Annotated in this window: 13 protein-coding genes and 1 pseudogene; 8 read left to right on the top strand and 6 right to left on the bottom strand. The window is 63.9% G+C overall.

Annotated elements, in window-relative coordinates; all coding sequences use genetic code 11:
- Positions 1-108 precede the first annotated feature (108 nt).
- Positions 109-555 (top strand): annotated as a pseudogene (locus AC3G2C_RS13000) (YidB family protein); the annotation flags it as partial.
- 54 nt (positions 556-609) lie between these two features.
- Here the strand turns inward: AC3G2C_RS13000 and AC3G2C_RS12995 are convergent.
- Complete coding sequence (locus AC3G2C_RS12995) at positions 610-867, bottom strand: GlsB/YeaQ/YmgE family stress response membrane protein (protein ID WP_488385035.1); 258 nt, start codon at positions 865-867, stop codon at positions 610-612.
- 375 nt (positions 868-1,242) lie between these two features.
- Here AC3G2C_RS12995 and AC3G2C_RS12990 point away from each other — a divergent pair, with 375 nt between their 5' ends.
- The 3 genes from AC3G2C_RS12990 (at position 1,243) to AC3G2C_RS12980 (ending at position 4,199) form a co-directional block, all read left to right on the top strand.
- Positions 1,243-2,442: a pyridoxal phosphate-dependent aminotransferase gene (locus AC3G2C_RS12990; RefSeq protein WP_488385034.1), complete on the top strand. Its 1,200-nt coding sequence runs from the start codon at positions 1,243-1,245 to the stop codon at positions 2,440-2,442.
- A gap of 74 nt (positions 2,443-2,516) precedes the next feature.
- Entirely contained in the window at positions 2,517-3,503 is a 987-nt protein-coding gene (locus tag AC3G2C_RS12985) for a malate dehydrogenase (RefSeq protein WP_488385033.1), read from the top strand.
- 48 nt (positions 3,504-3,551) lie between these two features.
- Positions 3,552-4,199, top strand: a complete 648-nt coding sequence (locus AC3G2C_RS12980) for a response regulator transcription factor (RefSeq protein ID WP_488385032.1) — start codon at positions 3,552-3,554, stop codon at positions 4,197-4,199.
- Positions 4,200-4,262: 63 nt separating this feature from the next.
- Here AC3G2C_RS12980 and AC3G2C_RS12975 read toward each other — a convergent pair whose 3' ends face one another.
- The 4 genes from AC3G2C_RS12975 to AC3G2C_RS12960 all read right to left on the bottom strand — a co-directional run bounded on the left by AC3G2C_RS12975 (position 4,263) and on the right by AC3G2C_RS12960 (position 7,775).
- The gene (locus AC3G2C_RS12975) at positions 4,263-5,426 is read right to left on the bottom strand and encodes an OprO/OprP family phosphate-selective porin (protein ID WP_488385031.1); all 1,164 of its coding nucleotides are present in this window, start codon (positions 5,424-5,426) and stop codon (positions 4,263-4,265) included.
- Between the two features lie 25 nt (positions 5,427-5,451).
- Positions 5,452-6,723, bottom strand: a complete 1,272-nt coding sequence (locus AC3G2C_RS12970; protein ID WP_488385030.1) for a dicarboxylate/amino acid:cation symporter — start codon at positions 6,721-6,723, stop codon at positions 5,452-5,454.
- 277 nt (positions 6,724-7,000) lie between these two features.
- Positions 7,001-7,288 carry a helix-turn-helix transcriptional regulator gene (locus AC3G2C_RS12965; protein ID WP_488385029.1) on the bottom strand — a complete coding sequence of 96 codons (288 nt, stop codon included), beginning with the start codon at positions 7,286-7,288 and terminating at the stop codon, positions 7,001-7,003.
- Positions 7,289-7,442: 154 nt separating this feature from the next.
- The gene (locus tag AC3G2C_RS12960) at positions 7,443-7,775 is read right to left on the bottom strand and encodes a hypothetical protein (protein WP_488385028.1); all 333 of its coding nucleotides are present in this window, start codon (positions 7,773-7,775) and stop codon (positions 7,443-7,445) included.
- A 446-nt stretch (positions 7,776-8,221) separates the two neighbouring features.
- Here AC3G2C_RS12960 and AC3G2C_RS12955 point away from each other — a divergent pair, with 446 nt between their 5' ends.
- From AC3G2C_RS12955 to prpE, 4 genes are all read left to right on the top strand, one after another.
- The gene (locus tag AC3G2C_RS12955) at positions 8,222-8,488 is read left to right on the top strand and encodes a hypothetical protein (protein WP_488385027.1); all 267 of its coding nucleotides are present in this window, start codon (positions 8,222-8,224) and stop codon (positions 8,486-8,488) included.
- A 215-nt stretch (positions 8,489-8,703) separates the two neighbouring features.
- A complete protein-coding gene (locus AC3G2C_RS12950; RefSeq protein WP_488385026.1) occupies positions 8,704-8,976 on the top strand; it encodes a hypothetical protein in 273 nt (90 codons plus the stop codon).
- 20 nt (positions 8,977-8,996) lie between these two features.
- The gene (locus tag AC3G2C_RS12945; RefSeq protein WP_488385025.1) at positions 8,997-9,338 is read left to right on the top strand and encodes a hypothetical protein; all 342 of its coding nucleotides are present in this window, start codon (positions 8,997-8,999) and stop codon (positions 9,336-9,338) included.
- Positions 9,339-9,576: 238 nt separating this feature from the next.
- The gene (prpE, locus tag AC3G2C_RS12940; protein WP_488385024.1) at positions 9,577-11,466 is read left to right on the top strand and encodes a propionate--CoA ligase; all 1,890 of its coding nucleotides are present in this window, start codon (positions 9,577-9,579) and stop codon (positions 11,464-11,466) included.
- 9 nt (positions 11,467-11,475) lie between these two features.
- Here the strand turns inward: prpE and AC3G2C_RS12935 are convergent, their stop codons facing one another.
- Positions 11,476-12,690: a citrate synthase family protein gene (locus AC3G2C_RS12935; protein WP_488385023.1), complete on the bottom strand. Its 1,215-nt coding sequence runs from the start codon at positions 12,688-12,690 to the stop codon at positions 11,476-11,478.
- Between the last annotated feature and the right edge of the window lie 32 nt (positions 12,691-12,722).

Raw genomic sequence — 12,722 nt, 5'->3', positions numbered from 1 at the left:
CCCTGGGGCGGCGGCCTTTTTCTTTGGTGCGTTGTCATGGCTATGCGTGATCGAGCGGCCTAGAATCGAACGGCTCCACGCGATGCACGATCTGCGTCCTCCCACACTCAAGGAGATGTCGTCATGTCTTTCCTCAATGATCTGCTTGGCGCTGCCCAGGGCAACCAGGCCGGTGGTTCCTCGCTCGTCTCGGTAGCCGGCCAGCTGATTGAAAAGGCAGGCGGCGTGCAGGGCCTGGTGGCCATGTTGCAGCAGCATGGGCTGGGCGACGCTGTCCAGTCCTGGGTAGGCACGGGAGCCAACCAGGCGGTATCCGGCGATCAGCTGGGGCAGGCCCTGCAAAACGGCGGACTGGGTTCGCTGGTGCAGGAGGCAGCCGGCAAGCTGGGCGTAGACCAAAACCAGTTGCTAGGCCAGCTTTCGCAGGTGCTGCCGCACGCCGTGGATCACCTCACGCCAAACGGTGAAGTGCCAGCGCAGGGCGGTGGCTTTGACCTGGGTGCGCTTACCTCGCTGGCGGGCAAGCTGTTCGGCGGCGGCAGCAGCGCTGCCTGAGTGGATTCGACAAAGCGCCCGGCGGTGCGCAAGGCACCGCCAGGGCAGCCGGCGTCACGAGGTGGCGTTGCGGCGGAACACCGCGTGGTAGATCACCAGCAGGATCACGGCGCCGCCGATCGATCCCAGGAAATGCACGAACCCGGTTTCGCCCCACCACCCCAGCTTTTCGCCGATGAAGGTGGAAATAAACGAACCGGCAATACCGAGGATGGCGGTGATGATGAAGCCCATCGCCTCCTTGCCAGGCGTGAGCGCCTTGGCAATGATGCCGACGACCAGACCGACGATGATTACCCATAGCCAATGCATAAGCATTTGTCCTTGGTGAGTGTTCGGAAGGTTTCCTGTGCACCCCAGCCAGGCCCCGTCCCATAGGCCCGTTGCCGCCGCGCCCAGGGCACTCCCTGCCGGGCGGGTGGCGCGCTCATGATGCAACGACACGAAGGCGTCTGCACCTGCGACGGATGGACGATGCAGGCTGGCGTCACTTTCGCGAAAGCGTGCGCGTTCTTGCACCTGTAACTGGTTGAACTCACTCGATTCCTCCGCCTGCGGGCCGGTGGCAGCTCCAGGGCGGGCCAGGCGTCAATGCGCCGAACGTCGGGGGGAGGGTAGGCGGATGACGCGCCGCCGCATGCTAAAATTGCCGGGTTTGCTGTCTTCGTCCCCACTCACGAGGAAGTCATGCCCCAGCTTGCCCAGCGTGTCGGTCGCGCCAAGCCCAGCGCGATCATGGTCATCGCCGAAAAGGCCAAGCAGCTCAAGGCTGCCGGTCGCGACATCATCAGCTTCTCCATTGGCGTTCCCAACTTTCTGCCCGGCGAGCACGTCTACGCCGCCGCACGCGAGGCGCTTGCGCACGACTCCGGCCAGTACGGCAGCAACCGCGGTGCGGACGCGCTGCTGGATGCCTTCCTGGTGCACATCGAAAAGCTGGGCTTCGTGGGTTACGGCCGCAGCCATCTCTCGGTAGGCATCGGCGCCAAGCAGGTGCTGTACAACCTGGCCGAAGCGCTGCTCAACGAGGGCGAGGAAATCGCTTTTGCCGCACCGTACTGGACCACCTACCACGACATCGCCGACATCGTGGGCGCCAAGGCCAACGTGCTGCACTGCGGCCCGGAGCAGCACTACAAACTCACGCCGGCCCAGCTTGATGCCGCGCTGGCACGCAAGCCCAAGGTGTTCCTGTTCAACAACCCGTCCAACCCCACCGGCATGGTCTATACGCGCGACGAAATCGCGGCGCTGGCGGAGGTGCTGGTGAAGTATCCCGATACCTGGATCATCACCGACGACATCTACAACTCCATGGTGTTCGACGGCATCGGCTATCACAACTTCGTGCACGTGAAGCCGGAGCTGAAGGATCGCCTGATCTTCGTGGACTCGGTATCCAAAACCTACGGCATGCCCGGTTGGCGCGTGGGCCTGATTGCCGGCCCCGAAGCGGTGGCCAAGGCCATCACCACGCTCAACTCCAATCACATCACCAGCGTGCCGGAAGTGATCACGGCAGCGGCCGTGGCTGCGTTCAGCGGCCCGCAAGATGTGCCCGAAGCCAAGTGCAAGGAATTCGCCGGCAAGCGCGACCAGGTGGTCGCCGCGCTGCGTGCGATCCCCGGCGTGGTGTGCCCGACACCGCAGGGTGCGTTCTACGCGTTCCCCGATGTGTCCGTGGCCTTCGGCAAGAGCCACAACGGCGTGCGCATCAACAACGACGTGGAGTTCTGCGCCGCACTGCTGGAAGCCAAGGGCGTGGCCTGCGTGCCCGGCTCGGCCTTCGGCGAGCCGCGCGCCATGCGCATTTCCTATACCTGCCCGACCGCACAATTGCAGCCCGGGCTGGAACGTATCCAGGCGTTCTTTGCAGAACTCACCTGATGATCTTGGGGCCCGTGCCGTCCGGCGCGGGCCTTATTTTTTGTTAGATAGCCCAAGTTGAAGGAGTTTCCCCGATGAAAGCCCCCGTTCGTGTTGCCGTTACCGGCGCTGCCGGCCAGATCGGTTACGCCCTGCTGTTCCGCATTGCCGCGGGCGACATGCTGGGCCCGGACCAGCCGGTGATCCTGCACCTGCTGGAAATCACCCCGGCGCTGCCCGCGCTGCAGGGCGTGGTGATGGAACTCAACGACTGCGCGTTCCCGACGCTGGCTGGCGTGGTTGCCACCGACGACGTGAACGTTGCCTTCAAGGACGTGGACTACGCCCTGCTGGTCGGCGCGCGTCCGCGCGGCCCGGGCATGGAGCGCAAGGACCTGCTGGAAGCCAACGGCGCCATCTTCGGCCCGCAGGGCAAGGCCCTGAACGATCACGCCAAGCGTGACGTGAAGGTGCTGGTGGTGGGCAACCCGGCCAACACCAACGCGCTGATCGCTCAGCAGAACGCCCCGGACCTGGACCCCAAGTGCTTCACCGCCATGGTGCGCCTGGACCACAACCGCGCCCTGTCGCAGCTGGCCGAGAAGACCGGCAAGCACAGCACCGACATCAAGAAGATGACCATCTGGGGCAACCACAGCTCCACCCAGTACCCGGACCTGCACCACACCACCGTGGACGGCAAGGCTGCGCTGTCGCTGGTCGATCAGGCTTGGTACGAGAGCGACTTCATCCCGACCGTGCAGCAGCGCGGCGCGGCCATCATCAAGGCGCGTGGCGCCTCGTCGGCCGCATCGGCCGCGTCGGCTGCCATCGATCACATGCGCACCTGGGCGCAGGGCACCGCCGAAGGTGACTGGGCCTCGATGGGTATTCCGTCGGACGGCTCCTACGGCATCGCCCCGGGCGTGATCTACGGCTACCCGGTCACCGTGAAGGATGGCAAGTACGCCATCGTGCAGGGCCTGGAAATCAATGATTTCTCGCGCGCCCGCATGGATGCCACCGACAAGGAACTGCGCGAAGAGCGCGCCGGCGTCGAGCACCTGTTCGCCAAGAAGTAAGTTGACCCGCCCCCGCCTCGTGCGGGGGCGATGGTCGGCGGTCCGCACATGCACACCATTCTGATCGCCGACGATCACCCGATGTTTCGCGCAGCGCTGCAAGAGGCGCTGCGCGAAATCGCTCCCGACGCCCGCGTGTTGGAAGCAGCCAGCCAAGACGAACTCACGGCCATCGCGCAGCAGGAGTCGTCGCTTACCCTCGCCCTGCTTGACCTCGCCATGCCCGGAAGCACGGGCTGCTCCGCGCTCCATGCGCTGCGCCGCTTGCTCCCTGCGTTGCCCGTATTGGTCATCTCCGCGCAGGAGCAGCCGCTCGTCGTGCAACAGGTGTATCAAGCTGGCGCGGTTGGCTTTGTGTCCAAAGCGGCTTCCATCGACACCTACGTGCGAGCGATACGCGCCGTGCTGGCGGGTTCGCGTTGGTTCGTGGTCGCGCCCGACATGGCCGGGCCGAGCGAGGACGCCATGGCCGCGCGCGTACTGTGCTTGTCGCCGCCCCAACAACGGGTGCTGGCGCTGCTGGGCCAGGGCTTGTTCAACAAGCAGATCGCCGATCGCATGGGCCTGGCGGAGAACACGGTAAAAACGCACGTGGCCGCGGTGCTGCGCAAACTGGGCTGCCGTTCGCGCACCCAGGCGGCAGGGTTCGCACGCTGGCTCTCAGCATCCGACGAATCAAACGACGCGCTGGATTGAGCCAACGCAAAAGCGCCCCGCACAAGCGGGGCGCCATGGTCGCGATAACGCGCGACGAGTGAATCAGAAAGCGACTTGCGCGCGCAGTTCAACAATGTCCGGGGATTGCTGCACGCCCTGGCGCGATGCACGTGCCCACAGGTAGTTGCCCTCGAACTTGAAGTACTGCGTGAGGTACCAGTTGGCGCCCAAGGTAACGTTGTGCTGACGCCCGCCGCGGATGCTGCGGTCGTCCAGGTCCAGCGCACTGTAGCGAGCCAGCAGCTCAACGGCACCCCATGTGGAACGAGGTTTGAGGTTGGCCATGTTGCCCGCAGTGTATCCGCGCAATTCGCCGGTAAGCACGTAGCTGGCAAACGCGTAGTAGCCATCGATCGTGTAATTGGGCAAACCGTTACGGCGGGAGATGTGGGAGCGCATGTACTCACCCTGCACCGACCACGGCCCCTTGATCCGCAGACCTTCCACGCCGGAGCGTTGAATACTGCGGACTTGGCTCAACGCGCCTGAATCCACTAATCGCACATCAGTGAGGCCGTGCTCTGGGCGGGCTTGCCAGCGCGCACTCGGCGCTTTGTACACGTCGCGTCCATCGGTGGTGCCATGCGGATGCTCAATGGCGCCGGATGCGCCCAGGTGAAGTACATCGCCCGCCGCCTTGCGTGGCGTCCAGACGAAGCGCGCCGCCGTGGTGGTGCCGTCGTTGTCGCCCTGGAAATCCTGCCAGGGGTAGTAACCCGCCTGGATCAGATAAGTAGGGCGTTCCAGCGACCAATCCACGCCCGTGCGACGACTTTGCTGATGGGCAAGCACCGGCAGCGACAGCTCGATAAAGCTATGCGCGCGCGAGCCCGTGTTGCTTTCCAGCCCCACTGGGATCTTGGTGTGGCCAATGCGGAATTTGCCGTAATCCTCGCCGAACAGCCACGCGCTATCTATGCGCGCGTACACGTCCAGCCAGCGCTTGGACTGGAAGTCGAAATAGACCATGGCGTCCCATTCGCCGTTGCGGCGCACGGTGGCGCCCAGTTCCTTGCGGCGATGCGTGTGCGCATCGTCGATCAGGTCGGTGTGGCGGCTATGGGTAAAGTCGTACTGGTAGTTGCCGGTGACCTTCCACTCCGTGCCACCCTCGGTGGTGTAGCGGGTCGGCCAGTTGTTGAAGTCCGCGGCATGGGCGCCAGCGGCCAAGCACAGGCAAGCGGCGCCAAACAAATAGGTACGCATAGGGTTGTCCGTAAGTGGCGTGTGGTCAGGTCGTGGAGGTGCTGCCGGGGGCCGCGAGCTCTGCCTGGAGGCGCTCGTGATCCAGCTCGCCCTCCCAATGCGAAACCACCACGGTCGCCACGCCGTTGCCGATCAGGTTGGTGATGGCGCGCGCTTCGCTCATAAAGCGGTCGATGCCCAAGATCAGCGCCATGCCCGCCACCGGCACCGTGGGCACCACGGCCAAGGTAGCGGCCAGCGTGATGAAGCCTGCGCCCGTGACACCGGAGGCACCCTTGGACGTGAGCATGGCCACGGCGAGCAGGGTCAGCTCCTGCATCAACGTCAGCTCCACATTCAGGGCCTGCGCAATGAAGATCGCCGCCATGGTGAGGTAGATATTGGTGCCGTCCAGATTGAACGAGTAACCGCTGGGCACCACCAGGCCGACCACCGAGCGCGAGCAGCCCAGGCGTTCGAGCTTCTGCATCAACGGCACCAGCGCCGATTCGGAGGAGGACGTACCCAGCACCAGCAGCAGCTCGTCGCGGATGTAGCGCAAAAAGCCGAAAATGCTGAAACCCGTGGCGCGCGCGATGGCGCCCAGCACGATCACCACAAAGAGCACGCAGGACAGATAGAACCCGCCCATCAGCTTCATCAACGGGCCCAAACTCTGTACGCCGTACTTGCTGATGGTGAAGGCCATGGCGCCCATGGCACCCAGCGGGGCCAGCTTCATCACCAGGCTCATGATGCGGAAGAACACCTGCGACATCGCTTCCAGCAGGTTCATCACCGGCTTGGCGCGCTCGCCCAAGTGAATCATGGCGAAGCCGAACAACACGGCAAGCAGCAACACCTGCAACAAGTCGCCTTCATGGCTGAAAGCGTCGGTGAAGGTCTTGGGAATCAAATGCAGCAGAAACGGCACGATGCCTTGTTCTTGCGCCGCCTTGGTGTACTTGCTCACCGCGCTGGCGTCGAGCGATTCCACGGTCACGTTGAAGCCCTCGCCCGGTTTGAGCAGGTTCACCATGAACAGGCCGATTACCAGGGCAAAGGTGGACACCACCTCGAAATACAGGATGGCCTTGCCGCCGACACGGCCCACCTTTTTCACGTCGGACACACCGGCGATGCCCATCACCACGGTGAGGAAGATGATCGGGCCGATCAGCATTTTCACCAAAGCGATAAAGCCATCGCCCAGCGGTTTGAGCGCGACGCCGGTATCCGGCGCGTAGTGACCGATCAAGCCGCCTGCCAGGATGGCAAGCAACACCCAGAAATAGAAATGACGATGAATTGATCGCATGGCCAAGCCAAAAAAGCAGGGTCAAGGAGCTTCTCAGTGCCGGTGGAACTGGCAAATTGGACGTGCGGATTAGTCCAAAGCCATATTTGCGTGTAGGGAAATACCTATTCGCTGTGCTTCCGGCTCGGCCAAGGCGTTTCCAAATCATCGCCATCGTCTCTACGAAAGCGCAGATGGAGTGCCGTTGAACCTTTGACTGAAAAGACGTGGAACTCCCGCATGTGCCGCCATGTTTGGGGTTCGCGGGAGGGTGGGGCGGGCGAGATCGGCGCGTCACCTAAGGCCTCATATCCCCCTCCAGCAGCCAGCGCGCCTCCAGCACCATCCAATAAAACGCCGTGGTGCCAAACCCTCGCGCCAAGGCGCGCGCAAACTCCGGCGTGGTCCGCTCGCCCTCCATCATCCAACGCTGCAGCGCCAAGCTGGTAACGCCCATGCGCCGGGCTGCCTGCCCCCACGGCAACCGCTGTGGCAGCAGAAAATCGTGCAGCAGTACCTGCGCTGGCGAGCGCAGCGGTACCCGGTGGCCAACGTGCATGCGTGGGGTGAGAGAAATCCGACTCATCACTATCCTTGGTTGATGTGCGCGCACGCTTAAACACGCCGGCGCGAGCGCAGCGATACATGTAGGCAAAATGCCAATTCAGGCGTACGTCATCGCCAAGGTGCGGCACACCGGCAACACGCCCGGTGCGCCGCGGGGGCGATCAACGGACGGGTCAGGTGCTGGCGGCGGTTTTTTGGCCCAACAAGCGCGCATAGGAGTGCAGGTAATGCACAGCCAACGATAACCCCGTGGATTCCAACGGGGTTAGGGCAAGCTGGCGTACCGGCTGGGAACCTCGGCGCGACGGGGCGAGGAGAGCCTCCTCGCTATCCATCAGCAGACCCAATAAAGCGTCTGCCGAGCGGGCAATACCGATCAGCGTTAACAACCGCTGCTCTGCGTCCGCTGCCTCAGCTGGGGGAGCCAGCGTGTCGGCGGAGGTCGCGTGCGTAGCCTCTGGTGGGAAAGACGGGCGTGCGCGTGCCGTATGATCGTGGACAGCCATGATCAACTCTCACTTAGTTGGTGATGGTCAGCGGGTCGTGAGTGCTCGACACACTCGCGGCCCGCGCTTCATGACCCGAGGGTCATGTGTTGCGCGAGAGACACGTTGAGGAACCCCGCGCGCAACGAGACGAAAAGTAACAGAGCCCCACCGAACGCCTTGTCAGGCGAACACCCGTCGCACCATGCGGCCCCGGCGCGCCTCCACGGCGGCATGCGCTGTCAGTGCACCACGTGGGCATGCGCAGGCGTACGTATCCGCCAAGGCCGACAACGCACGTCCGCGCGCGCGGATACGCCGTGGAAGCCAGAGCGTGCAACGTAGGCGTCCCCTCGCTTGCCTCCAGGGACGCCCATGGCGCGCCAATCCGATGTGCATTTGAGCCAAGGCACAACACTCGATGTGGTGTCATTTCGGTATACCGAAGGCCTGTCGCGCCTGTTTGCTTGGAGTTGGAGCTGTCGAGCACCAACCCCGAACTCGACCTCGGGGCGTTGCTCGATCAACCGGGGGTACTCGCCATCCATCGTGGTGATCCAGTAGTGCGTTATGTACACGGCCTGGTATCCAGCCTCAGCCAAGGGCAGCGCGGCCTCAAGCGCACACCCGGTGATGTGGCGATTGATCAAGGCGCTTTGAGCGCCGCCACACTGCCACGCCTCAAGGAACACGCCATCAATGAAAAGCACCTCTTAGGCGCGTTCGAGGCCTAGGGATGCTCTAATTTTGATCGTCATCCCAGCGAACCCCAAAAAGGGGCGAGAGCTGGGATCCATAGCCTGTAAATGCTTGAAGATAGAGGCACTGGATGACCAGCCTTCGGCTGTTGAAAAGCCCCTCCTGCTCTCGCCCCCTTTTTGGGGTTCGCAGGAATGACGAGCAAAATGTCGTTTAATCAGACCATCCCTAGCGCTGGAACTTCACCTTTATGGACGAGGCGGATACCACCAAGCCTGTACAGAAGGTTGGGCTGGTGGCGGTGTTTTATCTGGTGGACGCCTATTTGCCCGTGCGGCGCAAGCACGTCGCTGAGGCCTGGGCGCTCTATGACATGCACTTCGGTGACAAGCTCAAGGTGGTGATCTGGGCATGGCTATGCAGCCCTGCGGTGTCCTCCTTGCGTGCCGGGCACGTTGGGGCTTCACACAACGTGGGGGTCAAGCCCTCCGCCAAGCCCCGCTTCATGGTTAAAATCACCTGATCCTCGACTGGAACCTGGACATGAAGCAACTAATTGCGATCGCTGCCTGTGGTGTGCTGCTGACGGCTTGTGGTGGGGTGCACGGCTTGCGTGATACCACGCCCAAGATGAGCAGCCGCACCAACAAGGACGTGCCGACCTACCTGGAGTGTGTGCGCGCCAAGTGGTCCGAGACCACGCAGGTGAGCCTGTCGGACAAGAAGGAAGAAGGCACTTTGTCGGCGACCGACAAGACGGGCGCGCGCGAACTGCTCAGCGTGACGCCAGATGGCACCGGTGCCCAGGTGATGATGTACGAAACCCAGGACGCCAAGAAGGCCTACAACTCGGCGTATCGCGACGCTGCGGTTTCCTGCCTCTAAAGAAGGTCTGATCGATCGACTTTTTGTTCGTCATTCCTGCGTACCCGAAGAAAAGGGGGCAGGAATCCAGTGTATTTGCGTTGAAGGATTGATCGGCGCTGGGTCCCAGCATTCGCTGGGATGACGATCAAAATCAGGGCATCCCTAACGATCGCGCACCGGGACTCGACCAAGGTCGCAAGGTGCCTGCGGTGCCGCTGGTCTAGGCTAGCCTCGATCAGCGGGCCGGAGGTGAGCGATGCGGTACGAGGAGTTCTATCAGCGTTCGATCGATGAGCCAGAGGCGTTCTGGGCCGAGCAGGCTCAGCGCATTCATTGGCACACGCCACCGCAGCAGATCCTCGATGTTTCCCGGCTGCCTTTTCGACGCTGGTTCGTGGGCGGCACCACCAACCTTTGCTACAACGCGTTGGATCGCCACCTCGCGGCGCGCGGCGAGCAGTTGGCGCTGGTGGCCATTTCCACCGAAACGGGCATTACCCGCGAGCTGAGTTATCGCGAGTTGCATCGCGAGGTGAATGCCTTTGCCGCCGTGCTGGTGGCGTTGGGCGTGGGCAAGGGCGATCGCGTGGTGATCTACCTGCCCAATATCGCCGAGGCCGTGTTCGCCATGCTTGCATGCGCGCGTATCGGCGCGATTCACTCGGTGGTGTTCGGCGGGTTCGCCGCGCACAACCTGGCCTTGCGCATCGATGATGCGCAACCGGCGCTGCTGATCGCCGCCGATGCGGGCATGCGCGGCGGCAAAGTGATTCCCTACAAGCCACTGGTCGATGCTGCGTTGGAGGAAGCCACGCATAAGCCGGCCCACGTGCTGCTGGTGGATCGCGGGCTGGACCCGCAGATGACGCGCATCGCCGGCCGCGATCTCGATTACGCCACGTTGCGCCAGCGGCATGAAGGCGCTGACGTGCCGGTGTGCTGGCTCGAATCCAATGAGCCCAGCTACCTGCTCTATACGTCGGGTACTACCGGCAAGCCCAAGGGCATCCAGCGCGATGTGGGCGGCTACGCGGTGGCGATGGCCTTGTCCATCACCACGGTGTTCGATATCCAGCCCGGGCAGGTGATGTTCTCCACGTCCGATGTGGGCTGGGCCGTGGGGCATTCGTACAACGTGTATGGGCCGCTGATCGGTGGCGCGACTTCGCTGCTCTACGAAGGCCTGCCCACCGGCCCCGACCCGGGCATCTGGTGGCGGCTGTGCGAGCGCTATGGCGTGCGCACCATGTTTTCCTCGCCCACCGGCATCCGGGTGCTGAAGAAGCAGGACGCCAGCTGGTTGAAGAAGTACGACCTTTCCCGCCTTAAATGGTTGTTCCTGGCGGGCGAGCCGCTGGATGAGCCCACCGCGCACTGGATCACCGACGGCCTGGGCGTACCGGTGATCGACAATTACTGGCAGACGGAAACCGGCTGGCCCGCCATCACCTTGATGCCGGGGCTGGACCTCAAGCCGGTCAAGTTCGGCTCGCCAGGTTTGCCCAGCCCCGGTTACCGCATGAAAGTGATCGACGAGGGCACCGGCGAGGAGTTGCCGCCCAACCAGAAGGGCGCGCTGGTGTTCGTGCCGCCGCTGCCGCCGGGCTGCCTTACCACGGTGTGGCGCAACGACGAGCGTTACATCAACAGTTACTTCAGCCACTTCAAGGAGCAGCTCTACAGCTCGCTGGATTGGGCCATTCGCGACGAGAACGGCTACACCACCATTCTTGGTCGCACCGATGACGTGATCAACGTGGCGGGGCATCGCCTGGGCACGCGCGAGATCGAGGAGTCGGTATCCACGCATCCAGCGTGTGCGGAAGCGGCGGTGGTGGGCGTGCATGACGAACTGAAGGGTCAGGTGCCGGTGGTGTTCGCCACGCTCAAGCAGGGCGTGGCGCAAGGGCCGGGCGAGGTGGCGCGCGCCATGCAACAGCGCGTGGTGGAGCAGTTGGGCGGCGTCGCCAAGCCGGCGCGCGTGTATGTAGTTGGCGCCTTGCCGAAAACACGCTCGGGCAAGCTGCTGCGGCGTTCGCTGCAGGCTTTGGTGCAGCATACCGATCCCGGTGACCTTTCCACGCTGGATGATCCCAACGCGCTGGAGGAGGTGCGTCGTGCCTTGGAGCGTGCGCCCGATAGCTGAGTGTCGTGCTCAAGCCTGCCGCGCGGGCAGGGCGCCGGCGTAGTTGGCGCGCGGCCGAATCAAGCCGCCGTAGTCTTGTTGTTCCAGCGCGTGCGCGAGCCAGCCGGCCATGCGACCCGCGGCGAATAGCGACAATGGCGCATCGCCGCCCAACTCGTAGAGATAGGCGACCGCCGCCAGGGCGAAATCCAGGCTGGGCTCGCGGCCGGTGGCGTCTTTTACGGCGGCGATCAATTGCCGGATGCGCGCCAGGCCGGCGAGGCGTGGGCGCAGGTCTTCCAGCATGCCGAGCAGCAGCGCCGCACGCGGATCGCCCTCCGGATACAGGGGGTGCCCGAACGCCGGCAACTCCTCGCCGCGGCGCAGACAATCGCGCACGTGCTCGGCCAGCCTCCGTTCGCGCAACGCCTGCACGATGAAGGCGTGTGCGCGCGGTGCTGCGCCACCGTGTTGCGGGCCGGAAAGCGTCGCCAGCCCTGCGCTCACTGCGGCATGCAGACTCGCACCCGTAGAAGCGGCCACGCGCGTGGCGAAGGCCGAGGCATTGAGTTCGTGATCGGCGCACAACACCAGCGTGCTGCGTACCAGGGCGGCGAAGGCGGTATCCGTACGCCGCCAGCTTTCCGCCATCACCAGGTGGATGGGGCGCCGCTCCGGACGCGTTGCGCACAGCAAGGCCGCCGTCTGTCGCAGCAGTTGCGCCGCCAGTACGCGTCGCTGGGCGGCATCGCTGCCATGGGCATGCGGATCGTAGTGGCCGAGCAAGGGCAGGGCGGCCGCCGTGCGTTCGAGCGGTGGCAATGGCCGTTGTCGCAGCAAGAGCGCAACGGGCGTCGGCCATGCCGCTGGCGGCCCGCTTGCAAAGGGGTCGCCATGGCCATCCCACAGCAGCCGGGCCACGTCTTCCAGCGTGGCGCCCGAGCGCGCCAGCGCAATCGCCGACTCGCCACGGTAATAGTGGCCATGGGGGCGTATGAGCGAAATGCGTGTTTCGAGTACAGGCAAGCCCCAGGTGAGGCTGTGGGCCGCGCCTTGTGCGGCGCCTCGCCCGGCTTGTCTGCGCTCGATCAGCCGCTCGATGTCATCGGCGCGATATTCGCGGCTGCGACCATCCGCGCCGGGGCGCGAGTCGATCTTGCCGCGGCTCACATAGGCATACAGCGTGGCCGCGCTGACGCCGAGGCGCCGTGCGGCTTCGCGGGCGGTGAGGTATCGGGTGCGCATGGCGACATATTGATCGTATGGATCAAGATTGA

The sequence above is a fragment of the Frateuria sp. sgz306004 genome (assembly GCF_057750885.1).
This window is presented reverse-complemented; position numbering and strand designations above follow the sequence as displayed.

Coding starts and splice junctions, on each gene's coding strand:
- AC3G2C_RS12995 (WP_488385035.1), bottom strand. CDS start 867: ATGCATTGGCTATGGGTAATCATCGTCGGTCTGGTCGTCGGCATCATT.
- AC3G2C_RS12990 (WP_488385034.1), top strand. CDS start 1,243: ATGCCCCAGCTTGCCCAGCGTGTCGGTCGCGCCAAGCCCAGCGCGATC.
- AC3G2C_RS12985 (WP_488385033.1), top strand. CDS start 2,517: ATGAAAGCCCCCGTTCGTGTTGCCGTTACCGGCGCTGCCGGCCAGATC.
- AC3G2C_RS12980 (WP_488385032.1), top strand. CDS start 3,552: ATGCACACCATTCTGATCGCCGACGATCACCCGATGTTTCGCGCAGCG.
- AC3G2C_RS12975 (WP_488385031.1), bottom strand. CDS start 5,426: ATGCGTACCTATTTGTTTGGCGCCGCTTGCCTGTGCTTGGCCGCTGGC.
- AC3G2C_RS12970 (WP_488385030.1), bottom strand. CDS start 6,723: ATGCGATCAATTCATCGTCATTTCTATTTCTGGGTGTTGCTTGCCATC.
- AC3G2C_RS12965 (WP_488385029.1), bottom strand. CDS start 7,288: ATGAGTCGGATTTCTCTCACCCCACGCATGCACGTTGGCCACCGGGTA.
- AC3G2C_RS12960 (WP_488385028.1), bottom strand. CDS start 7,775: ATGGCTGTCCACGATCATACGGCACGCGCACGCCCGTCTTTCCCACCA.
- AC3G2C_RS12950 (WP_488385026.1), top strand. CDS start 8,704: ATGGACGAGGCGGATACCACCAAGCCTGTACAGAAGGTTGGGCTGGTG.
- AC3G2C_RS12945 (WP_488385025.1), top strand. CDS start 8,997: ATGAAGCAACTAATTGCGATCGCTGCCTGTGGTGTGCTGCTGACGGCT.
- prpE (WP_488385024.1), top strand. CDS start 9,577: ATGCGGTACGAGGAGTTCTATCAGCGTTCGATCGATGAGCCAGAGGCG.
- AC3G2C_RS12935 (WP_488385023.1), bottom strand. CDS start 12,690: ATGCGCACCCGATACCTCACCGCCCGCGAAGCCGCACGGCGCCTCGGC.